The organism is Propionibacterium ruminifibrarum, from assembly GCF_900289195.1.
GTDB lineage: Bacteria > Actinomycetota > Actinomycetes > Propionibacteriales > Propionibacteriaceae > Propionibacterium > Propionibacterium ruminifibrarum.
In genome coordinates this window covers 210,837-233,190 of record NZ_OMOH01000002.1, presented here as the reverse complement: position 1 = coordinate 233,190, position 22,354 = coordinate 210,837, and the positions used below count along the sequence as shown (strand labels likewise).

General features: G+C 71.3%; 18 protein-coding genes. 8 read left to right on the top strand and 10 right to left on the bottom strand.

The window, feature by feature from the left end; translation table 11 throughout:
* Positions 1 to 21: 21 nt before the first annotated feature.
* Positions 22 to 972, bottom strand: coding sequence for a sugar-binding transcriptional regulator (locus PROPJV5_RS03060; RefSeq protein ID WP_119714858.1), 951 nt, complete (start codon positions 970 to 972; stop codon positions 22 to 24).
* A gap of 134 nt (positions 973 to 1,106) precedes the next feature.
* Between PROPJV5_RS03060 and PROPJV5_RS03055 the strand changes: the two genes are divergently transcribed.
* Both PROPJV5_RS03055 and hrpA read left to right on the top strand, forming a co-directional pair.
* Positions 1,107 to 2,060, top strand: coding sequence for an AEC family transporter (locus PROPJV5_RS03055; RefSeq protein WP_119714857.1), 954 nt, complete (start codon positions 1,107 to 1,109; stop codon positions 2,058 to 2,060).
* 48 nt (positions 2,061 to 2,108) lie between these two features.
* Positions 2,109 to 6,005, top strand: a complete 3,897-nt coding sequence (hrpA, locus tag PROPJV5_RS03050) for an ATP-dependent RNA helicase HrpA (protein WP_119714856.1) — start codon at positions 2,109 to 2,111, stop codon at positions 6,003 to 6,005.
* A gap of 25 nt (positions 6,006 to 6,030) precedes the next feature.
* Here the strand turns inward: hrpA and PROPJV5_RS03045 are convergent, their stop codons facing one another.
* From PROPJV5_RS03045 to PROPJV5_RS03010, 8 genes are all read right to left on the bottom strand, one after another.
* Complete coding sequence (locus PROPJV5_RS03045) at positions 6,031 to 6,936, bottom strand: class-II aminoacyl-tRNA synthetase family protein (protein WP_119714855.1); 906 nt, start codon at positions 6,934 to 6,936, stop codon at positions 6,031 to 6,033.
* Positions 6,933 to 7,175, bottom strand: a complete 243-nt coding sequence (locus tag PROPJV5_RS03040; protein WP_119714854.1) for a phosphopantetheine-binding protein — start codon at positions 7,173 to 7,175, stop codon at positions 6,933 to 6,935. The genes PROPJV5_RS03045 and PROPJV5_RS03040 overlap by 4 nt, the downstream gene beginning before the upstream one ends.
* Positions 7,147 to 7,581: a holo-ACP synthase gene (locus PROPJV5_RS03035; protein ID WP_119714853.1), complete on the bottom strand. Its 435-nt coding sequence runs from the start codon at positions 7,579 to 7,581 to the stop codon at positions 7,147 to 7,149. Before PROPJV5_RS03035 ends, PROPJV5_RS03040 begins: the two co-directional genes overlap by 29 nt.
* A gap of 1 nt (position 7,582) precedes the next feature.
* On the bottom strand, positions 7,583 to 9,193 hold the full coding sequence (locus tag PROPJV5_RS03030) for a class I adenylate-forming enzyme family protein (protein WP_119714852.1): 1,611 nt from the start codon (positions 9,191 to 9,193) through the stop codon (positions 7,583 to 7,585).
* Entirely contained in the window at positions 9,190 to 10,200 is a 1,011-nt protein-coding gene (locus PROPJV5_RS03025; RefSeq protein ID WP_119714851.1) for a GDP-L-fucose synthase family protein, read from the bottom strand. Before PROPJV5_RS03025 ends, PROPJV5_RS03030 begins: the two co-directional genes overlap by 4 nt.
* Positions 10,197 to 11,270 (bottom strand): GDP-mannose 4,6-dehydratase, encoded by a 1,074-nt coding sequence (gmd, locus tag PROPJV5_RS03020; RefSeq protein ID WP_119714850.1) that lies wholly within the window; start codon positions 11,268 to 11,270, stop codon positions 10,197 to 10,199. The genes PROPJV5_RS03025 and gmd overlap by 4 nt, the downstream gene beginning before the upstream one ends.
* 71 nt (positions 11,271 to 11,341) lie before the next feature.
* Positions 11,342 to 13,732: a glycosyltransferase gene (locus PROPJV5_RS03015; protein ID WP_119714849.1), complete on the bottom strand. Its 2,391-nt coding sequence runs from the start codon at positions 13,730 to 13,732 to the stop codon at positions 11,342 to 11,344.
* Complete coding sequence (locus PROPJV5_RS03010) at positions 13,729 to 14,295, bottom strand: LbetaH domain-containing protein (RefSeq protein WP_119714848.1); 567 nt, start codon at positions 14,293 to 14,295, stop codon at positions 13,729 to 13,731. Before PROPJV5_RS03010 ends, PROPJV5_RS03015 begins: the two co-directional genes overlap by 4 nt.
* A 245-nt stretch (positions 14,296 to 14,540) precedes the next feature.
* Between PROPJV5_RS03010 and PROPJV5_RS03005 the strand changes: the two genes are divergently transcribed.
* Genes PROPJV5_RS03005 through PROPJV5_RS02980 form a run of 6 tightly spaced genes read left to right on the top strand, consistent with a single transcriptional unit; the run spans position 14,541 to position 20,530 of the window.
* Positions 14,541 to 15,779, top strand: a complete 1,239-nt coding sequence (locus tag PROPJV5_RS03005; RefSeq protein WP_119714847.1) for a lipopolysaccharide biosynthesis protein — start codon at positions 14,541 to 14,543, stop codon at positions 15,777 to 15,779.
* Positions 15,776 to 16,366, top strand: a complete 591-nt coding sequence (locus PROPJV5_RS03000; protein ID WP_119714846.1) for a YdcF family protein — start codon at positions 15,776 to 15,778, stop codon at positions 16,364 to 16,366. Before PROPJV5_RS03005 ends, PROPJV5_RS03000 begins: the two co-directional genes overlap by 4 nt.
* A 37-nt stretch (positions 16,367 to 16,403) precedes the next feature.
* Positions 16,404 to 17,096: a YveK family protein gene (locus tag PROPJV5_RS02995; RefSeq protein WP_119714845.1), complete on the top strand. Its 693-nt coding sequence runs from the start codon at positions 16,404 to 16,406 to the stop codon at positions 17,094 to 17,096.
* A complete protein-coding gene (locus PROPJV5_RS02990; RefSeq protein WP_147385331.1) occupies positions 17,093 to 18,454 on the top strand; it encodes a hypothetical protein in 1,362 nt (453 codons plus the stop codon). The genes PROPJV5_RS02995 and PROPJV5_RS02990 overlap by 4 nt, the downstream gene beginning before the upstream one ends.
* A 4-nt stretch (positions 18,455 to 18,458) precedes the next feature.
* Positions 18,459 to 19,769 carry a hypothetical protein gene (locus PROPJV5_RS02985; protein ID WP_147385330.1) on the top strand — a complete coding sequence of 437 codons (1,311 nt, stop codon included), beginning with the start codon at positions 18,459 to 18,461 and terminating at the stop codon, positions 19,767 to 19,769.
* Positions 19,748 to 20,530, top strand: coding sequence for an acyltransferase (locus PROPJV5_RS02980; protein ID WP_147385329.1), 783 nt, complete (start codon positions 19,748 to 19,750; stop codon positions 20,528 to 20,530). Before PROPJV5_RS02985 ends, PROPJV5_RS02980 begins: the two co-directional genes overlap by 22 nt.
* Here PROPJV5_RS02980 and PROPJV5_RS02975 read toward each other — a convergent pair.
* Complete coding sequence (locus PROPJV5_RS02975) at positions 20,445 to 22,196, bottom strand: alpha/beta hydrolase family protein (RefSeq protein WP_119714841.1); 1,752 nt, start codon at positions 22,194 to 22,196, stop codon at positions 20,445 to 20,447. The two genes, PROPJV5_RS02980 and PROPJV5_RS02975, sit on opposite strands and share 86 nt — an antisense overlap.
* Positions 22,197 to 22,354: the final 158 nt, after the last annotated feature.

The window sequence follows — 22,354 nt, the reverse complement described above, 5'->3', positions numbered from 1 at the left end:
GGCCGGCGGGCTCGGCCCTCCTCAGGTCATCGTGAGGACGTGACGGGCCGTCTGGTCGTCGACGATCAGGTCCGTCATCAGCTGCGCCCGCAGGGCCGCCAGCAGTGGCTTGGCCTTGGCGCGCCCGGCGACGACCCCGATCCGGCGGGGTATGCGGCGCAGCTGGGTGGGGGTCAGGCCCGAGGCGCGGGTGTTCATCTCGATGTCGGCCCAGGAGCCGTTCTGGCGCAGCAGCACCGTGCAGACGTCACCGACGACCCGGTCCCGGGCCATCTGGGCGCGGTCCTCCTCGTCGAAGTACCCGGACTCGTAGACATGACTGGGCAGCCCGCCGACCAGGGACCCGACACCGAAGACGGCCAGCGAGCACTTCTTCTGGGTGTCCCGGACGCGCATGATGGACCGCTCCCGCCACATGGCGTCCCGGGTGCTCGCATAGTCGAAGAAGGCCGGCACGGGGAACAGCACCGAGTGGGCGTTGAAGGCGCTGGCGAAGCGGGAGGCGATGTTCGAGACGTAGTCGATGCCGGTCGTCGAGTCATTCGCGGCGCCGTTGAGCTGGACGAGGGTGCAGCCCCGCACCGGTTTGGCCAGCAGGTGCGCGGCGACTGCGTCGATCGTCGTGCCCCAGGCGATGCCCAGGACCGTGTGATCGTCCACCGCCTCGCCGATGGCGTTGGCGGCCACCTTGGCGACCCGGTCCAGGCGGGCGACGTCCGAGACGGACTCGCGCACCGAGACCACCTGGGCGCGTACCCCGAAGCGTTCGGTGAACTCCTGCTCGACGTCCGAGGAGGCGTCGCGGGGATGGGTGAGGCTGATGCGGACGATGCCGGTGTCGCGGGCCTGCTTGAGACTGCGCGAGACGGTCGAGCGCGAGACGCCGAGCTGGCGGGCGATGGCGTCCATCGACTCGCCCTGCACGTAGTAGAGCACGGCCGCCCGGTACATCTCGTCGTCGCGATCCGACACGCTCGCCCGTCCTTCCACCCGGCGCCAGCTCCCAGCTGGATTCTACGTTCCGCCGGCGACCGGGTCATTCCGCCGTGCCGTCACCCGGTTCGTGCGGGCGTGACCGCGGGTTCCCCGCGGCGTAGGCTCGGCCCGTGCGGGACGTGCTCAGTGGATTCGCCACCATCTGGATGGTGATCGGCGTGGGCGCCCTGGCGGCCCAGCTGAGGCTCTTCGACCAGAGCGCCCAGCGGATCCTCAGCCGTTTCGCCTTCTTCATCGGGCTGCCGCCGCTCATGGTCATGATGATGTCCAGGGCGGACCTGGGCCGTACGTTCGGCACCCATGTCATCGTCTCGGTCCTGGCGATCCTCGTCTCGGCCGGCGGCTACCTCGGGGCGCGCCTGCTGCGGGCCCGGCTCGGCGGACACGAACGCCCGGGTCTCGGTCACCTGACCATCGGCACCTTCTGCGCCTCCTACGTCAACGCCAACAACATGGGCGTACCCATCGCCGCCTACGTCATGAAGGACACCAGCTGGGTGGCGCCCGTGCTCATGATCCAGTTGATCGTCCTGCAACCACTGGGGCTGACCCTGCTCGACATCGACAGCGCCCACCGCACCGGCCGGCGCACGTCGGTGCTGCGCAACATCACGATGCCGTTCCGCAATCCGCTGACGATCGGCGTCCTGCTCGGCCTGGCCATCAACCTGCTGGGCTGGCGGATGCCGGTGCTCCTCGCCGACACCCTCGATCTGCTGGGCGGTGTCGCCGTGCCGTGCATGCTCGTCGGGTTCGGCATCGCGCTGCGGCTCGGCCCGCTGCCCGGGCGCGAGAACAGGGGTGAGACCCTGTTCATCTGCCTGCTCAAACTCGTCGTCCAGCCGGTGAGCGCATGGGCGCTGGCCCGCGTCGTCGGGCTCGACGTGGCCACGACCCTCGCAGTGGTGGTCATGGCCGGCCTGCCGACCGCTCAGAACGTCTTCGTGTTCAGCACCCGCTACGACACCGAGGTGCCCTTGGCCAGGGATGTCATCTTCATCACGACGATCTGCTCGATCCCGGCGATCACCTGCTACGCCTCGGTGATCCACGCCCTCGCCTGACCGCACCGCTGCGGGCCGATCCGCCGGGGCACCTATGCTTGACCCGACATGCCTGACGTGAACGAGACCCCGGCCTCCGGTGAACCGCACATCGAGGTCGATCCCGGCCTGCCGATCAGCGCCCACACCGACGAGATCGCCGAGCTCATCCGGGACAACCAGGTCGTCGTCGTGGCCGGTGAGACCGGTTCGGGAAAGACCACCCAGCTGCCCAAGATCGCCCTGGCGGTGGGCCGCCGACGCATCGGCCACACCCAGCCGCGGCGCATCGCGGCCCGCACCCTCGCCGAACGCATGGCCGACGAGATGGGCGTGAGGCTCGGGGACGTCGTCGGCTACCAGGTGCGTTTCACCAGGGCGACGACGAAACAGACCCGTGTCAAGGTCATGACGGACGGCGTCCTGCTCGCCGAGATCAACCACGACCGGCAGCTGCGGCGCTACGACACGATCATCATCGACGAGGCCCACGAGCGCAGCCTCAACATCGATTTCCTGCTCGGCTACCTCAAACAGCTGCTGCCCGCCAGACCCGACCTGAAGGTCATCATCACCTCCGCGACGATCGACACCGTCCGCTTCGCCGAGCACTTCGCCGCCCCCGACGGCACGCCGGCGCCGATCGTCGAGGTCTCCGGGCGCACCTGGCCGGTCGAGATCCGCTACCGGCCCCCGGCCGTGGACGACGACGACCCGGACATGCCCGCCGCCATCGTGTCGGCCGTCCGCGAGCTCGGGCCGAGCGGTGACGTCCTCGTCTTCCTCTCCGGCGAACGCGAGATCGGCGAGGCCGCCGCGGCCCTCGACGGCGCCGATCTGGGGGACGGCACCGAGGTGCTGCCGTTGTTCTCGCGTCTGCCGGCCGCCGAGCAGCGTCGCATCTTCGCCCCGCACCGCACCCGGCGCATCGTCCTGGCCACCAACGTCGCCGAGACCTCGCTGACCGTGCCCGGTATCCGCTACGTCATCGACACCGGCCTGGCCCGCATCTCCCGGTACTCGACCCGCACCAAGGTGCAGCGCCTGCCCGTCGAACCCGTCAGCCGGGCCAGCGCCGACCAGCGGGCCGGACGGTGCGGGCGGCTCGGGCCCGGCATCTGCGTCCGCCTCTACGCCGAGGAGGACTACCTGACCCGCCCCGAGTTCACCGAACCGGAGATCCTGCGCACCAACCTGGCCTCGGTCATCCTCAAGATGGCCAGTGCCGAACTGGGCGACATCAACGACTTCCCGTTCGTCGAGGCCCCCGATCGGGCCCAGGTCACCGACGGCCTGCGCCTGCTCGGCGAACTCGGCGCCCTCAAGGGGCCGGACCGGCGCACACCGCGCCTGACCAGGACCGGTCACCGGCTCGCCGAGATGCCCATCGACCCGCGCCTGGGGCGCATGCTCATCGAGGCCTCCCGCCGTGGCTGCCTGCGCGAGGTCGAGGTGATCGCCGCCGCCCTGGCCATCCAGGACGTGCGCGAACGCCCCGCCGAGAAACGCCAGCAGGCCGACCAGCTGCACCGCCGCTTCCTCACCGACGACATCCTGACCGGCCCCACCGGCGAACCCGCCCCTGGGCCGGGCCGGCCGGCCCGCTACACCCCGCAGACCGGCCGCGAGGGCGAGTTCGACGAGCCGGTCACGGTCGGCCCGGGCGGTGACGTCATGGCCATCTGGCGCCTGTGGAGCTATCTGATGGCCCAGCGCAGGCGCCTGTCGGGAAACCAGTTCCGCCGCCTGTGCCGCGCCGAGTTCATCAACTACCTGCGCGTCCGCGAATGGCAGGACCTGCGCAGCCAGCTGTCAGGAGTCGGCGCCGACCTGCACCTGAAGCGCAATGACCGCCCCGGGAGCACCGAGGCCATCCTGCAATCCGTCCTGTCGGGCCTGCTCTCGCACATCGGCCTCCTCGAGGCCGAGAACACCACCAGGGGAGCCCGGCACCGAGGCCGACGCAAACCCCGCGGCCCCCGCGAGTACCTCGGGGCGCGCGGCACCCGATTCGCCATCAGCCCCGCCTCGGCGCTGGCCAAGCAGAACCCGCCGCTGGTCATGGCCGTCGAACTCGTCGAGACGACCCGCCTGTGGGCGCACACCTGCGCCGCGATCGAACCCGAATGGGTCGAGTCGGTCGCCGGCCCGCTCGTCAAGTACGGCTACGCCGAGCCGCACTGGTCGAGCAGTTCGGCAGGCGTCCTCGCAAGCCAGCGCGCCACCCTGTACGGTGTACCGCTCGTCGCCGATCGCCTCGTCGACTACGGGCGCGTCAACCCAGCCGAGGCCCGCGAGATCTTCATCCGCACCGGGCTCGTCGAGAACGGCTGGCAGCCCACCGGCGGCCGGGTCCGGCACGACTTCATCGAGCACAACCAGCGGATGCGGGACGAGGTCGCCGATCTCGAGGAGCGCACCAGGCGCCGCGACCTGCTCGTCGACGACCAGACGATCTTCGAGTTCTACGACGCCCGCATCCCGGCCACCGTCCACTCGGGCGCCACCTTCGACAGCTGGTGGTCACGCGAACCGGACCAGCACCTGCTCGACCTGTCGATGGACGACCTGGTGCGCGAGGACGCGGACGACGTCGACACCAGCGCCTTCCCGGACAGCTGGCGGGTCGGCGAGCTGCGCCTGCCCGTCGGCTATGTCTTCGACCCCGGATCGGGCGCCGACGGCGTGACGGTCCGGGTGAGGCTCGCCGAACTCAACCAGCTGCGCCCCGAACCCTTCAGCTGGCAGGTGCCGGGCCTGCGCACCGAACTCGCCACCGAGCTGATCCGCGCGCTGCCCAAGGCGGTGCGCACCGGTTTCGTCCCGGCCCCCGACCACGCCCGCGCCGCGCTGCGCTGGCTCAAGGCCAATGGGGCCGACCACTCGCGCTTCCTCCACGATGAACTCGGCCGGGCCCTGCGCGCCCTGACCGGCATCGTGGTCGAACCCGACCAGTGGCGCCCCGACGCCGTCCCACACCACCTGCGGGTGCGCTTCGAGGTCGTCGAGAAGGACCGGGTCACCGGGCAGGGCAAGGACCTCGCCGAGCTGCAGCGGCAGTTGGCCGAGCGCGTCTCCAGCACGCTCACCAGGGCCTCGCGCGACACCGCCAGGACCGGCGCCACGAGCTGGGTGTTCGGGACGATCGAGCCGACCAGGACGATCCGCCGCGGCGGCCTGCAGGCCGTCGGGTACCCGGCCCTGCGCGATGACGGCGACAGCGTCGCCCTCTTCCTGGCCGACACGCCGCAGGCCGCCGCGGACTCGCACGCGCGCGGGATCAGGCGGCTTCTCGTCCTGGTCAACCCCGACCCGACGCGCTGGGTGGTCTCCCATCTCGGTCGGCAGGAGCGGCTCTGGCTCGGCGACAATCCCTACGAGAGCGTGCCCGAGCTGCTCGCCGATGCCCGGCTCAAGGCCGTCGACCGGGCCGCCCGGGCGCACGCCGACCCGGCCCAGGTGCGTGACGAGGAGCGGTTCGCCGCGCTGGCGACCCAGGTGCGCGCCGAGCAGGCTGACGTCATGCGCGACGTCGTCGCCACGGCCTCCGCGGCGCTCGGCTGGGCCCGGCAGATCCGCGCCGATGCGCCCGGCGTGTCGGCCGCCACCGCCGAGGACGTGACGGCCCAGCTGGAGAACCTGGTGTTCCCCGGCTTCATCTCGTTCACCGCCGACCCCTGGTACCAGCACCTGCCGCGCTACCTGCAGGCCGCCTCGATGCGCCTTGACGCGGCACGGTCCGATCCGGCCCGCGACGAGGAGCTGATGGGCGGGTTCGACGAACTCGCCGCGGAGTACGACGAGCTGTGCGATGCCCAGCCGCCCGGCCCGCTGAGCCGGCAGGTCGACGACATCGGTTTCCTGCTCGAGGAGTACCGCGTGCAGCTGTTCGCCCAGCGCCTGGGCACCAGCCAGACGGTCTCACCCAAACGCATCCGCCGGGCCATCGCCCGGGCCGCCGGATGAGAGCCCGACGAGGCCGGCCGGGCTCTCAGGGCAGCCGCAGGACCGCACGCACCGGCTCCGGCCAGTCGGCGGTGGTCATGCCGTGGGCGGCGAACAGGGCGATGGCGACCCGTTCGATGCCGAAGCCGGCGCAGGCGGTGTGGGCGGGTTCACCGCCGGCCTGCCGGATGCCGAAGCTGTCGGCGAAGTGCGTGCGGTGCGTGTTCACGCTCGAGATAGCGGTACGGCGGTCCGGGTAGAGGGCGATGCTGATCTCGTTCTTCATGCCCGACCGACGTTGGTTGGCCGCCAGCATCGCGCCGATCCGGCCGAAGAAGGGGTCGTTCGCGCGGTCGCTGGCGACCTCCAGGCCGAGATCGGTGAAGAACTCCAGGAGCAGCCCCAGCCAGTCGGTGCGGAACGACTCGGCGCCATCGGCAGAGCCCAGGTAGACGTACTCGCAGATGCGGAAACTCACCATGCGCATCGGGTCGTCGCTGGGCTCGTGGCGGAAGCACCAGCTGCGGCAGGCGACGATCGTCGGCCCCTCAAGCGTGCCGGCGTAGCGCGGGTAGACGTTCTCGCAGGTGGCCGGGACGAACGTCATGCCACTGGGGACGAAGTGCGTCGTCCAGTCGGCCCCGGCATCGATGTCCCGGATGAGGGCGCCGTGCTCGGCGTCACCGCCGTCGAAGACCTCGACCTCACCGACCAGGTGCGGGAAAGAACGGGGGTAGTCCGTGGCGGTGAACTGGGCCGCGTCGATGAGCGGGCCGAAGGCCATGACCGGGGTCCCGGCGGGCGCCCTGTCGAAGTAGGCCCGCCAGATCCCGTCGACGACGGCCTCGAACTCCGGGCCGTGCCCGTCGATCCCTGGGCGGGGGCCGGGAAGCAGGTGCCCTGCGTCGCGCAGCGCGTCACGCAGCGTGGTCTCACTGGCGGCCAGGCTCATGACAGCGCCTCGATCCCCGCCTCGATCGCACGGATCGAGGCCATGGTCTCCGGCGTCATCTGCTCGGGTGGGAACTCGATGCCGAGCCGGTCCTCGATCTCGAGCAGCAGGCTGACCGCCGCATGCGAGGTCAGTCCCGCGTCGGCCAGCGAGGCGTCCGCGGCGAGGCTCATCGCGTCCTCGTCCAGGTTGCCCACCTCGGCGAGCGCCTCACGCACCGTCTGCTCCGTCCTGCTCATCATCGTCCCCTTCCTGTGTGCCGGGCCCCGGGCCCTGATCCGTCCGGGCCACGGCCACCGCCATGACCCTGGTGTGGCTGATGGACACGTCCACCGGTCCGTGCCCCGACGAGCGCCACCACGCGAGCAGGTTCCCGGCGAGCTCGACGCGGGGAGCACCCCCGGCCCCGGTCACCACGATCTGCGTCAGCGCGGCCGCCGCACAGGGCGGCGGCCGCAGCGCCTTGAGCACGGCCTCCTTCGCGGCGAACCGCCCGGCCAGGTACTCGCGCATCCGGCGCGGACTCATCGAGGCCGTCTCGGCCTGCTCAGCCGGTGCGTAGACCCGGTCGAGGTAGTGCCTGCCGTGGCGTTCGAGGGCGCTCGTCACCTCGGCGACGTCGACCATGTCGATCCCGACGCCCATCTCAGTGCCCCCTCACCCGATGCGCGCGCGTCCAGGCCTGTCCGTCGACGTCGCGCCGCAGCTTTCCGGCGGCGGACAGCGGCAGCGTATCGACCCGGGTCAGGCGCATGGGTACCTTGTACGGGGCGAGCCGCTCGGCGCACAGGGCGAGCGCGGCATCCGGGTCGGCGGCGGTTCCCGGGGCGGCGGTGAAGGCGGCCAGGAGGATGTTCACCCCCGGCGTCGTCTCGCGGGGGTAGACGAAGGCGCGTGCGATGCCCGGCGCGGCCTCGAGCACTCGTTCGACCTCCACCGGCGAGACGTTCTCGCCCTGGACCGAGATGATCTCCTTGAGGCGTCCGTGGAAGAAGAAGAATCCCTGCCCGTCCATGCTCACCAGATCACCCGTGCGCAGGAAGCCGTCGCGGGTGAAGGCCTCGGCCGTGGCCCGCGGGTCGTTCCAGTAGCCGCCGAAGACCAGGCGTCCCCGCAGCTGGAGCTCACCCGTCTCGCCGACGCCGAGTTCGCGAGTGGGATCGGCCGGGTCGCAGACCCGCACGTCGAGGTCCGGCAGTGGCACCCCGCAGCTGCCGGCCGGCACCCGGGCGGGGTCGGGCAGGGGCATGAGCCCGTAGCCGCAGGACTCGGTCATGCCCCAGCCGTTGACGGGCGGGCTGTCGCTGATCCGCAGCCACGCGTCGACGGTGCGCCGGGTCAGGGGCAGCCCGCCGGTGGCGACGTAGAGGTCGTCGAAGCGCACGCCCGCCCTGGCCGCGCCGGCCGCGATGGCGTCCAGGACGGGCGGGACGGTGCCCAGCTTGCGTGGCGGCCGGGTCGCAGCGGCCGCCACGACGGCGTCGATGTCGCCCCGGCGGAAGGCGATGAGCTCGACGGCGCGCGCCAGCGCGCTGAACAGCTGATCCACGAGCGCGAAGACGTGGTTGAGCGGCAGCGTCAGGTAGTGACGGCCGTCCCCACGGCCCTGCATGCGGAAGAAGTTGAGGTTCTGGTCGATCGCATGGCCGATCATGGCGTGGGTGAACGGCACCCCCTTGGGCCGGCCGGTGGACCCCGAGGTGTACAGCAGCAGCGCGGTGTCCTGCGGCGCGGGCCGCGGTGCCTCGTCACCGAGCGGCGCGTGCCCGCTCAGATCTGCCCAGACCGGAGAGCCCGGGGGGTGGGCCGGCGCGGCCCGGTGCTCCCCGGTGAGGACGACGGTCCGCACGTCACCGGGCACCCGGGGGGCCACCTCGGGGTCGGTGAATGCCAGGCGCGCACCGTGGTCGGCGAACAGGCCGGCCAGCTCGTGGGAGGTCGCCGCGGTGTCGTGCTCGACGACGATGGCGCCGAGGCGCAGGGCGGCCAGCAGCGCGATGAGATGCTCGGGCCCGGTGCCGGCGATGACGGCGACCCGATCCCCGGGCCCGAGGCCGGCGCCGGCCAGGCCGGCGGCGACGCGCCGGTGAGCCTCGATGAGCCGTCCGTAGGTGAGGGTGCGCCCGTGGCAGCGCATCGCGATCCGGTCGGGGTCGACCGTCTCCAGACCGAGATGACTCACGATGTCGTCGGTGACCGGTGGCAGGACCGTCTCGGTCGCCGGCGGGTACTGGTCGACCCACGGGCCGCCGATCACGCGTGCCCCTCGCCGCTGCGCGGCTGCTCCGTGTCGCTGTCGCGGAAGCTCTGCCGGTGCTCCCGGTACCAGGCGAGCGTGTCGGCGATGCCCTCGCGCAGGCCGTGGCGGGGCCGCCAGCCCATACCGGTCAGCAGGCTCACGTCGAGCAGTTTCTGCGGGGTGCCGTCGGGCTTGGTGGTGTCCCAGACGACCTCTCCGGTGTAGCCGGTGGCCTCGGCCACGAGGCCGGCCAGTTCAGCGATGGTGCAGTCCTTGCCGGTCCCCACATTGACCTGGGTCGGGCCGTCATAGTTGTCCAGGAGGAACAGGCAGGCGTCGGCCATGTCGTCCACGTGCAGGAACTCGCGGCGCGGCCTGCCGGTGCCCCAGTTCGTGATGCGCGTGGCCCCTTCGGCGACCGCCGCGTCGTACCGGCGGATCATCGCGGGCAGCACGTGCGAGCCGACGAGGGCGAAGTTGTCCCCGGGACCGTACAGGTTCGTCGGCATGGCCGAGATCCACGGCAGACCGTACTGGCGACGAACGGCCTGGACGCCGATGATGCCGGCGATCTTGGCGATCGCGTAGGCGTCATTGGTGGGCTCGAGGTGACCGGTGAGCAGGCGGTCCTCGGTGATCGGCTGGGGGGCCAGCTTCGGGTAGATGCACGAGGAGCCGAGGAACAGCAGGCGTTCGGTGCCGCAGGCCAGCGCGGCGTCCATGACGTTGGTCTGGATGCGCAGGTTCACCGACCAGAAATCGGCCGGGTAGGTGTCGTTGGCCAGGATGCCGCCGACCTTGGCCGCGGCCAGGATGACGTACCGGGGGCCGACGGCCTCGAAGTGGGCGAAGACCGCGTCCCGGTCGGTCAGGTCCAGTTCGGCATGGCTCGAGCCGGCCAGGCGGCTGAAGCCCTCCTGCTCAAGACGGCGCCAGATCGCCGAGCCGACCAGGCCCCGGTGCCCGGCGACGTAGGTGACCGCGTCCCGGTCGATCGGTGCCGGGGTGTAGTCCACGCCGGTCATGCCCGCACCCCCGCCGTCTCGGAGGTCGCCTCGACCCGGGGAATCCGGTCGGCCCAGGACGTCCGGGGGACGTCGATCCACGGATCGGTGTGGTGGGTGAGGATCTGGACGTCCGCGTCAACCATGATCTCGGCCAGACCCCTGGCGTCGACCTGCGCGTGCCAGCCGAGTTTGTCGTGGGCCTTCGTCGGGTCGCCGATGAGGGCGTCGACCTCGGTGGGGCGCAGATAGCGCTCGTCGAAGCGCACGTGGTCACGCCAGTCCAGGTCGAGGTGGCCGAAGGAGTAGTCGAGGAACTCGCGGACCGTCGTGCCCCGGCCGGTCGCCAGGCAGAAGTCCTCGGGCTCGTCGGCCTGCATCATGCGCCACATGCCCTCGACGTACTCGGCGGCGTAGCCCCAGTCCCGGATCGAGTCGATGTTGCCCATGTAGAGCACGTCCTGCTGGCCGGCCTTGATGGCGGCCGCGGCCCGGGTGATCTTGCGGGTCACGAAGGTGCCGCCGCGGCGCGGGGACTCGTGGTTGAACAGGATGCCGTTGACCGCGAACATGCCGTACGCCTCGCGGTAGTTCTTGGTGACCCAGTAGCTGTACATCTTCGCGGCGCCGTAGGGCGAACGCGGGTACATCGGGGTGGTCTCGTTCTGCGGCGGGGGCGTCGCACCGAACAGTTCAGAGGTGGAGGCCTGGTAGAACCGGGCCCCGATGCCCGACTGGCGCACTGCCTCGAGCAGGCGGACCGTGCCGACGCCGGTGGTGTCGGCGGTGTGCTCGGGTTCGTCGAAGGAGACGCGGACGTGCGACTGGGCGGCGAGGTTGTAGACCTCGTCGGGATTGATGTCGTGCAGCAGGGTCACCAGGCGCGCCCCGTCCGACAGGTCCCCGTAGTGCAGGAACAGACGTGCCGACTCGTCGTGCGGGTCGCGGTACAGGTGGTCGATGCGGTGCGTGTTGAAGCTCGACGACCGGCGGATGAGCCCGTGCACCTCGTATCCCTTCGAGAGCAGGAACTCGGCGAGATAGGAGCCGTCCTGGCCGGTGATACCGGTGATGAATGCGCGGTGTGCCATGGGGGTGACTTTCGGTAGGGGATATGGGTTTGTTTCACCGGGCCCCGCACGGGGCCGAGCGGGGCCCGGGGTCAGCGACTCGTCATCTGGGACAACCAGTCGCGCATGGTCGTGACTGCTGCCTCGACCGTGAGTCTGTCGTGGACGAAACGCTGTGCGCTGCGGGCGGCCTCCCGGCAGCCCGCCGGGTCGGCGGCAGCCTGTTCGATCGCCGCGAGCAGGGCCGCGGGATCGGCCGGGGGGACGACCCGACCGGCCCCGGCGGCGGCCATCTCGTCGGCCGTGGCCGAGTCGGACTCGGTCGCCGCGACAACGGGCTTGCCGCTGCGGAAGTAGGTGGTGAGCTTGCTGGGCACCGCCATCTCGCGCAACCCGGGTTTCTCGTTGACGACGAGTACGTCGGCGGCCGACAGGATCGCGCGGTACTCCTCGTCGGGCAGTGAGGGCACGAAGACGAGGTTCCGCGCACCGGCGCCGTAGTCCATGAGCGCCTCCCGGCGCGAGCCGTCGCCGACGAGGGCGATGATCGTGCGCGAACCGGCCCGCTCGGCGTACCGGGCCGTGTCGACCAGGGTCTCCAGGCCCTGCTTGGCGCCCATGTTCCCGGTGTGCAGGGCCACGAGCGGGGCGTCGCCGAAGTACTTGAGGCGCAACGCGGCGGCCAGTTCCTCGTCGTGCCGGTCGGTGTCCACGTGGGACCAGTTGCGGCACACGGCGACCCTGTCGGGATCGACGCCCAGCACGTTCACGACGTGATCCCGGAAGCGCGAGTGGATGACGAGCACGCCGTCGGCATGGCCGAGCACCCAGGACTCGACCCGGGTGAGCAGCCGCGAGACGACCCCGGCCCTCTCGATCTCGGCCGCGCCGGAGGAGTAGAGGTCCTGCACCCACACGCCCACCGGCCTGCCGCCTGCCCTGGCGCGGGCCACGACGCAGGCCGTGGCGAGCAGGGCCGGGCTCACCGCGACGACGGCGTCGGCACCCCGCCATGAACTGGTGACCGCACCGGCGCCGAAGCTGAGTTCCTGCCCGATGCGGCCCAGTCCATGGCCGCCCGAACCGATGTAGTGGCGTATGCGCTGCACGCTGACACCGTGCACGCGCTCGCGCCGGCGCAGCCCCCTCATCCCGGTGAAGTTCGACCACGAGGGGTAGTGGGGCACCCCGGTGATGACCCGCACCCGGTGGCCCGCCGAGAGCAGCCGTTCGGCCATGCCCGTGGTGTAGGGGGCGATACCGGTGCTCTCGGGGGCGTAGTTGATACCGACGAACAGCACTCTCCGCGGTCCGGGACGCCGACCCGTGTCGGGCCCGGCGGCGGGGGACCGCCCGGCGTCCGGGGCGCCCAGCGAGTAGGCGTCGACGAGCTGCTGGGCGATGGCCGCCATGCCGAACTCGTCGCGGGCCGTGGCATGGGCGCGTTCCCCCGCGGCCCTGCGTTCGGCCGGATCGGCGAGCAGCGCACGGACGGCGGAGGTGACCTGCGCGGCCGAGGCGTCGGTGACGATGCCCGCGTCGTGCTGCGCGACGACCGGCGCCAGGCCGCAGCTGTCGGTCAGCACGACGGGCAGGCCCTGGCTCATGGCCTCGAGGACGCTCATCGGATAGGGCTCGTCGACCGAGGGCAGCACGTAGACGTCGGACTCGGCCATCGCGCGGATGCCCTCGGCGTGTGTCGCCGGTCCCTTCCAGACCAGGCGGTCGCCGAGCCCGGCCGTGGCGATCTTCGACCGCAGCTCGGCCCCGAGGCCCTCGTCGGGGCCGATCATGACGAAACGGGCGGTGGGGAATTCATCGGCCAGGCGTCGGGCCATCTCGACGAAGGTGCCGGGGCGCTTGCGTTCCTGCACGCGGGCCAGGTACAGGACCGTCGGCGCGGCCTGAGGATCGCGCTCGGGGGGACGGTCCGGTACGAGAACGCCGTTGTGCAACTCGGCGAGGCGCAGGCCATCGCCGAACAGTGACCGAAGGTCGTCGTGCTCGCGCCGGGTGAGGTGGAAGACCCGGACGCAGTTCCGCAGCACCCGTGCCGTCATGGCCGCGTCGAGGGGAGCGGCCAGCGGATTGTCCGAGGCGTCGATCATGCCGTGCGTCATGGCGTAGACCGGCACCCCGGCGCGCTGGGCGATCCTGGCGGCGGGCAACGTGACGAGGTCACGGGCCAGGTGAACGTGGACGACGTCGAATGCGTGGGCGTGCCGGGTGAGCCAGCGGAGCAGGGCCGGGCTGGTCAGGCCCGCGAAACCGGCCCCCGGGATCACCCTGCGGCCGGGGAAGAGCCGGACGGGCACGCCCTCCCAGCTGCCGGGCAGGTCGCCGTCGAAGCCGAGGCCGATGGCGGCCAGCGTCACCTCGTGACCGGCTGCGGCCAGGGCACGGCACTGGTTGACGGCGACGGTCGTGGGGCCGCCGTAGACGTTGTCGGGACTGACTGCCGCGACGATCTGCAGGATCCTCACCGGGGTTTCTCCTCCGGCCTGGGGGGCAGGACCCTCGTGCGGTCTGGGACGTCCCTGGTCACCAGGGCGGTCGCACCCACCACGACATCCTCGCCGACGGTGACCCCGCGCAGCACGGTGGCACGGGTGGCGATCCAGCTTCCCGAGCCCACGGTGATGGGCCCCAGCTGGATCTCGAAGCGGGGATCGTCGGCGTCGTGCGAGGCGGTGCACAGCATGGCCTGCTGGCTGATGCACACGTCGTCGCCGATGACGATGCGGTCCAGGTCGAGTAGTTGTGCGCCGACACCGATCCAGCAGTCACGCCCGACGGTGAGCTTCCACGGCCAGTGGATGCGGACGCCGTGCCGGATCAGCGTGCCGCGTCCGATCCTCGCGCCGAAGGCGCGCAGCAGGCGCGTGCGCAGCCGGGGAGGGACGAGCACCGATCGCTGGATGGGCTCGGCGAGAAGCACCCACGCGGCGCACACGAGCCTTCCGCGTCCCTTGTCGTAACCTCGCCCGGTGAACTCGGCGAGTCTGTGGCGGGGCGGCGCGACGGCGTGATCGGTGTGGTCGGTCATGATGGCGGGGTGACTCCTCGGCTCGGCCCATGCACTCAATGGTTTTACACAGCCTTCTCAGGTTGCGTTGTCGAATGCATGCAGTACATATGATTTTCTAAGAAATAGAGGCGCTAACATGGCGCACGGATCGTTCCCGGGCCACCTCTCAATGGTCCCCGGGCGCTGTCCGATCTCACCCCTGATTCCATCCCCTACCACCCCCTGATCGCGTCGGTGAGCGCAGCTGGGCGAGGAGTTCCCGCATGCGAGGTGCATCCAAGGCCATCGGCTACGGGCTGTCGATGATCCTGTTGGCGCTGGCATCCCTCATGGTCATCCCTGCTCTTATCCGGGCTTCTGGGGACGTGGCCTACGGCGCCCTCAGCGCGGGTCAGGTCATCGGGGCGGTCGGTGCCGTCGTCATCGGCTACGGCTGGGGCATGGCCGGGCCGGCGATCATCGCCCGCGCCGATGCCGACGGGCGCCGCGCCGAGTACGTCGAGGCGATGCGTGCCCGCCTGTTCCTGTGTCTGCCGGTCTGCCTGGCCTGCTGCCTCATCGGCGCCGTCGTCGCCGGTCCCGGACTCCGCGTCTTCGGCGCGATCGGCGCTCTCGCCCAGGCCCTCGTCGGCATGAGCGGCCAGTGGTACTTCGTGGGCATCATGGCGCCCTACTGGTTCCTCCTGGTCGAGACCCTTCCGCGGGTCGCCGGCACGATGACCGGCTGGTTCGTCATGAACACTTCCGGCGCCAGCGCCGTCGTCGGCACGAGCTGCCAGTGCCTGGGGATCGCCGCGGCCGTCGTGTTCAGCACCGTCCACATCCTGGCCAGGCTGCGCCGTGAGGGCGCCGTCGCGCGTGCGGTGCGCCCGGTCCATGTCGTGCTGCGCGAGAAGTTCGACGGTGTGGCGGCGTCGATCACGAACGCCGTCGTCCTGTCGCTGCCGATGGTGATCGTCTCGTTCGTCAACCCGGCGGCCCGTCCGATGTTCGCCTTCGTCGACAGGGTGCAGCGCCAGATCACGGTGGCCCTCACCCCGCTGTCCACGGTCATGCAGGGCTGGGTGCCGCGCGGGGACCGGCGCAGTCGCGGACGCCGGGCCCTGCTCGCCATGATCCCGATGGGCGCACTCATCCTCGTCGCCGTCATCATTCTCGGGCCGTTCCTCACCGACTACCTCGGTGACGGGGTGATCCGCCCGGACGCCCTCATCACCGTGCTCATGGCCCTGTTCGTGGCACTCGGCACCTACGAGACGGTCCTCAGCCGCGCCGTCCTGACCGCCTTCGGCCGGCTGCGCCGCATCACCCGCGCCAACGTGGCCAGCGGCCTGCTGGCCACCGCCATGGTCGCGGCCGGCGTCCATGTCTGGGGCGCTGCGGGCGCCCTGATCGGTGTGGTCGTCTCGATGCTCGTACGCATCCTCGACGAGTACGTGGGCGTGCGTCCCGACATCGCCGGAGCCGGCGAGGAACCCGCCGCGGAGGTGCCGCGATCATGAGCGGACAGCGCAGCAGGCCGGGAGGCCGGGGGCCGGGACGCCTCGGCCGGGTTCTGTGGCTCCTGGTCGTCGTCCTCGTACTCGTCCTGGGCGTTCTCGACATCCGTCTCGTCGCCTTCCCCCGCCATGAGACGGCGCCCGGCCATGCGGACGTGCTGTTCGTCCTGGGCCCGCACGACAGCGGCCGTGTCGCCTACGCCCTGCAGCTCATGAACGACGGTGTCGCCGACGAGCTGGTCGTGTCCACCCCGGTGCTCGGCTCGGTGTTCCGGCCCGAGCCGAGCACCTCGTTCTGCGCCGAGGAGCACCCCTATCCGGTGACCTGCTTCGAGCCCGATCCCTCCACGACGAGGGGCGAGGCGGCACAGCTGGCGCGCTGGCGCGGCGAGCGGGGCTGGGACCGGGTCATCGTGCTGACGACCCGTCCCCACGTGAGCCGGACCCGCTACGTCATGGGCCAGTGTGCGGGGGGACCGGTCACCGTCTGGTCCTACGACGCGGCCATGACGCCCCTGGGCTGGGCCTACCAGTTCGCCTACCAGGGCCTCGCCTTCATCAAGGCCATCGCCATGGGGGAGTGCCGGTGATGCGCGCTCTCCGCCACACGACCGAAGGAGCCGAACAGTGAAGACCCCGCGAATCCTCCACGCCCTGCGCGTGTACTGGTGGATCGTCCTCGTCATCGCGATCCTGGGGGCGCTCGTCGGTGCCGGCCGGGCCGCACTGAGCACCCCCAGCTACTCCTCGACCGCCTCCGTGCTGGTCGGTGCCGCCGACCCGGCCGAGGGCGCAGACCAGACCTACCAGTCCACGGTGCCCACCATGATCTCCAACTCGATGGGCACCTACTCGGCGCTGGCCACCTCAGGGGTCGTCCTCAACGAGGTCAACGACCGTCTCGGCCTGCACCAGCCCGCCGCCGACCTGGCCGGGCGGCTCAGCGCCACCGTCCCGCTGAACACCTCGATCGTCGAGGTCACCGCCACCGCCGACGACCCGGACCGGGCCGTTGAACTGGCCAACACCACCGTCGAGGTGCTCGGCGAGGAGATCATCGACTCCGGCATGAAGCAGAGCTCGGGCGACCCGGCGCTCAAGACGGTCACCATCCAGGACGGCGCAGACGCGGTCACCGAGACCAGTGCCGATCCCGTGACCGATGGCCTCGTCGGTCTGCTCGCCGGTCTCGTCCTCGGCGCCGTCATCGCCTCGCTCGCAGAATCCGTCCGGCACGGCGGGCCGGACGTCTCCCAGCCCCGCCGCGGCCCGCTCCCAGACAACCCGACAGACCACCAGGAGGTTGTGACACTCTCATGAAGACTTCTCGACGATTCTTCCTCGGAGCCGGGGCGGCCGGTGCCGTCGCTCTCGGTACGACCGGCTGCGGCACCCAGAACTCGCCGGCCCGTTCGGGCACGGGTGAAGGAACCGCCCCGCCTGGATCGTCCGCTCCCGGCGGCGTGCCCGGGCTGTCCGCCTCGGGCGCCACGACGCCCGCCGGCCAGGAGTCGGCCGGCATCGAGCAGTCGGCTCCCGCAACGGGCACGGATGCGCCCGAGCCGGGCGGCTCCGATGCCCGGCCCGACGGCGAGCAGAGCGCCGAGGCCACCGAGTCGTCGGAACCGGCCACGACGCCGGGGGCGCCCGACGAACCCGAGTACGCCCCGGTGACCGGCGAGGGGCTGACGGCCACCGGCGTCGACGACACCGAGACCATCGAGCGTGCGGTGCGCGAGGGACTGACCCTCGGCGAGGGCGCCTTCGTCTACCGGGGCTCCGGCATCGACGTGTCGTCGCCGGTGCTGCGCGGCCTGGGCGCCGGCCGCACCTTCATCACCATCGACGCGGACTACCTCATCGACTCCGACCAGCAGTGGGGCTCGCTGTTCGTGGAGGGCATCAGCTTCACCGGCGGGCGGGCCGTCATCCGCAACCGGTACCGGGGCGCGAACGTGACGACCATGCACGTCGTGCGCAACTGCCGTTTCGTCGGCTACGAGGAGAACGCGATCTGCCATGCCTCCTCGGACATGCCCTACTGGAAGATCACCCAGAACTACTTCTCGGCGGCCGGCTCCGAGAACTCGATCGCCGTCGCCCTGCCGGGCCTGACGGACGGCACGACGATCTCGGACAACGCCTTCGTCAACAACCGCGTGCACATCAAGCTGGGTCGCGGCGGGAACAACGCGCACATCCAGAACAACGACTTCGTCCAGACCAGCTCGGGGTCCAACCGGGTCGCGGTGTGGATCGTGCCTGGCGACAAGGCCGTGAACGCCGGTTCGGGCCTGCTCGTGGACGCCAACAAGTTCGGCAACGAGTTCGCCGACAGCTCCGACCTGCGCATCGCCTACCTGGACCAGGACGGCGACGACTTCGCCCGGGCGATGCCCTCCGACGCCATCTCGAGCGGGTACATCGCAGGACACACCATCACCGGGTGCAACTTCGCCGGGAACAGCGGCGGCTACGAGGGCGCCGTCGTGTCCGCGACCCCGAACATCCTGGACTGCTACATCGGGCCCATCACCATCTCGGGCGGCTCGCCCGACTGCGTGCTGGCCTTCCGCCAGTCCCCGAGCGAGACCATCCGGACGAAGATCGGGCCCGTCCAGGGCGTCGAGGACATCGTCTTCTGCAATGCCGGCGACATCGTCACCCGGATCGGCTGACCCCATGAGGGTGACCATCGACCGTCTGCCGGTCCTCATCGTCGGGCTCCTCTTCCTCGTCTGCCTCCCGGTGGCCGAGTGGGCCGTCCGCCGGCCCTCACCCGGGGAGCGGGGCCCGTTCGTGAACGTCTGGCAGGTCTACGACCACGACACCGCCGTGCGTCTGGTCGCCGCGATCGTGGTCGGCTCGCTCGTCGCGCTCGCGCTGCCACTGGGCCCGGGGCTGACCCTGGCCGAGGTCACCGAGCGCACCCGTGAACCCGTCGCGGTCCTCATGCCCCTGTGGATCGTGCTCGGGCTGGTCGTCATCGTGACGAATGCCGCGGCCAAGGGCCAGTACCTCTTCTTCGCCACCGACTACCTCATGACATCGGCGCCGCACATGGTGGTCGTGGTCGCCGGCGCCGCCCTGCCGCTGCTGCCGATGCTGGCCGGCATGATCGGGCAGCGGCACCCGGTGCTCGGTGCGCTCTTCCTCGCCGTCTCGGTCGTGTTCATGTTCGGCTCGGCGACGCGCGTCCTCTGCGGCGTCGTCGTGCTCCACCTGCTGGGGCGGGTCATGGGGGGACGGCGGGTGGCGTGGTGGGCGTGGCTGGGCGGCCTGGCCTTCGCCCTGTTGACCCTGCCCATCCCCCTCAACAACCGCGGCCAGGCGACCCACGGCCTCATCCCGTACTGGGATGCCACTGCCGATCTCGTGACCGATCCGGGGTATCTGTCCTCGACCGGGAGCACCTTCGCCGAGAACATCGCCTTCATCGTCCCGCTGCTCATCTACTGCTCGCGCGTGCCCTGGATCACCCTGGATCACCTGCTCGTCGAACTGAACCCGCTGCCCTCCGGCCTGGCGGGGTGGCCGGACATCGCCGACCAGATGCGCGTCCACACCTACATCCCGTTCTCCGCGGTGGGCGAGTGGGCCTCCCTGTGGGGCGTCGCCGGCGTGGTCGGCTCGGTCGTGGCCTTCGGCCTGCTCACCAGGTGCTGCCTGCTCTCGCTGGGACGCAGTACGAACGCCACGATGCCGGTGGCGCTCGCCGGCGGCATCGCCCTGGGCGTCATCGCGGCAGTGCAGTTCTGCGAGTACAACACCCGCATGACGATGCGCATCCAGGACTTCCTGGTGGCGCTGGCCGTCCTCGAGCGCATCGCGCGGCCATGGGTGGACGCGGCGCAGGCGAGACTGGCCCGCCGCCCTGCTCGCCCCGGTGGTGGCTCGGGGCCGCCGCTCTTCCAGGGCGCCGCCGCCGAAACTCCGATACGCTGCAGAACACCAGAGAGGAGCGTCCCCGGATGTCCGCTACCCGCCCCCTGACAATGGCCAGGGCCCTGGCGTGGCTGTTACCCGCCTGCGGCGCGAAGAACCGCCTGCTGACCCGTCTGGGCCATCATGTCGCCCCGGCGGCGGTCGCCGCCCCGAATTTCGTGTGGGACGTCGACGAGTTCACCGTCGGCGACGGCGCGCTCGTGCTCGCCGGGAACATGATCCGCCACCTCAGCGCCGTCGAGGTCGCCGATGAGGCGCTGCTGGGCAAGTTCAACCTCATCTCGGCCCACCCCACCTACAAGGCCCACTACCCGGAACCGAACGGCCTCTTCCTGGAGACCGGCGCCAAGGTGCTCAGCCGCCACCAGCTCGACTGCTCCGCCGCGGTGCGCGTGCGTTCCTTCGCCACGATCGCCGGCCACGGCACGAACGTCCTGACGCACAGCGTCGACCTGGGCCGTGACGCCCAGGCCGCCTACCCGGTGACGATCGGCGAACGCAGCTTCGTCGGCACCCGCTGCCTGCTGCTCGGCGGCGCGGACCTGCCGGCGAGATCGGTGCTGGCCGCCGGCTCCACCATGCTGCGCCCTCGCGGGGACGAACGTCCCGAGGGCCTGTACGCCGGCAACCCGGCAGTCTTCAGGAAGAAGGTCGACGGGGCCTGGTTCCATCGGCGTCATCCGCACACGAACGACCTGTACGTGCCCAGCACGGGCCGGACGGTCAAGGCCGAGGAGCCGTCCCCGACCCGTGCGCGGCAGCTGCTGGGGCGCCTCCTGCCGCGAGTCTCGCGGCGGCGTCAAGGATGATCCGGCGCGCCCGGGCCCGCGATGCATGGGCGAGCAGCGAGTGGTCGAGCGTCCGCTCGGCACTGCTCGTGACGGCCCGCCCTCGCCGGTCGAGGCGGGCGACGGCCTCGTCGCCGCGCTCGGTGCGCCAGTGCGGGGCGTCGTCCTCGCCGACGTGTATCTCGACGGCCGTCGTCGGCGGGATCTGGCCGAGCAGGACCGCCGCGTCGTCGAGGACGCCGAGCCCGGCCAGCGCCGTCCAGGTACGGCGGGGCATGGCCTGCAGCAGGCGCAGGCGGGCTCGCTTGGCGGACCTCTTGGCCCGCTGGTAGGGCGTGCACCCGTCGTCGGCGGCTCCGGCGGTGAGGGGACGGTCGACGCGCAGGTGCTGCAGGTACTGCTTCAGCCAGGGGCCCTCGAGGACCTTGCGGTAGTGGCGTGGCCTGGGATTCCAGCCCGTCGGGTTGAGGACGACCATGTGGTCGATGCGCGCGTGGGCGGCGGCGCGGCCGAACAGCCACATGCCGATGCACGCCCCGACGGCCATCACCGGAACGCCCGGCACGGCGCGGTGCATGGCGCGCAGGGCGCTGACGCAGTCCATGACGCCCTGGTCGTTGAACGGGTTGGGTTCGCCGTCGGTGACACCGGTGTAGGCGTCGCCCTGGTCGGTGCGGTCGCATCGCAGGCTGGCGGCCCCGGCGGCGGCGAGTTCGCGTGCGCTCTGGGCCCACAGCCCGGTGCCGCCGTCGCGCGGCTCGCCGCCGATGCTGGTGAAGACGACGGCCAGCCGGGGTTCGCCCGCCGGCCTGGTCAGGACGCCGGGCAGCCCGTCGACGCTCACGAACTCCTCGATGATCGACGTGCCGCCGCAGCTGGAGCGCACGGACCAGGCGGGTGAGAACTCGACGGTGCCCGGGGCCCCGCGCGGGATCATCGCGACGATCTGGCCGATCCTCGCCCACGGCACCCTGGACAGGTGCGGGGCGACGGCGTACAGCCGTTCGGTTGCCTCACGGTCCTCCTCGGTGATCACGCGCACCTCGGTGCCCGGCCCGGTCTCGAGGCGCAGTGTTCGCAGGGATGCGGCCTGGGCGGAGGTCCAGTGCCGGCCAGGTGTCTCGGTGAGGCCGGGTTCGGGGGCGATCTGCACCGCGACGCTGCGCAGCAGCTGCTGCTCGCGCAGCTGGCGTCGTCCGTCGATCGGCTCCCAGCTGATGAGGTGCTCCACCGCGCTGGTGCGGGCCGCGACGGCGCAGCCCAGGCGCAGCCCCACCGTTGTCACCGGGTGCGAGGGCAGGAGCCCGGCGGCGTACTGCTGCACCCGGGTCAGGTCCGAGCGCCAGGCCTCGGCCGGATCGGTTTCCGCGGTGAGCCCGTGGGAGTCCGCGTCGCCCCGCCAGGCGAAGCGCACGGCGACCAGCCCGGCGCGGGCGCAGGCGATCGCGAGGGTCCTCAGGGTGCGGAACGTGATGACGGACTCGCGGCCGACCGGGCCCGCGATGACGACGACACCCGTGGCGGTGCCCGAGGCGGGGGTGTGCACCCAGGCGGCCAGGTGGTCGTCGGCGCCGCCGATCCACGTGGGGCAACCCTGCACCCCGGGCCGCAGCGGGTCGGGCAGTGAGGGGGAGTGCTGGAGCCTGGGGCGAGTGGCCTCCTCGCCCAGGGCGGTGCTCTTGGACACGGGCGATTCCATTCATCGGCGTGGACACGGGGTGGCGGGTGAGTGGCACGCTTGCCGGCACTCGTGGCCGACAGGTCACGATCCTACGTCATCGGCGCGCCGGCCCATTGCCCGCCGGTCCCGGGGTGCGGCACGATGGGGACGTCCCCGATCCCAGG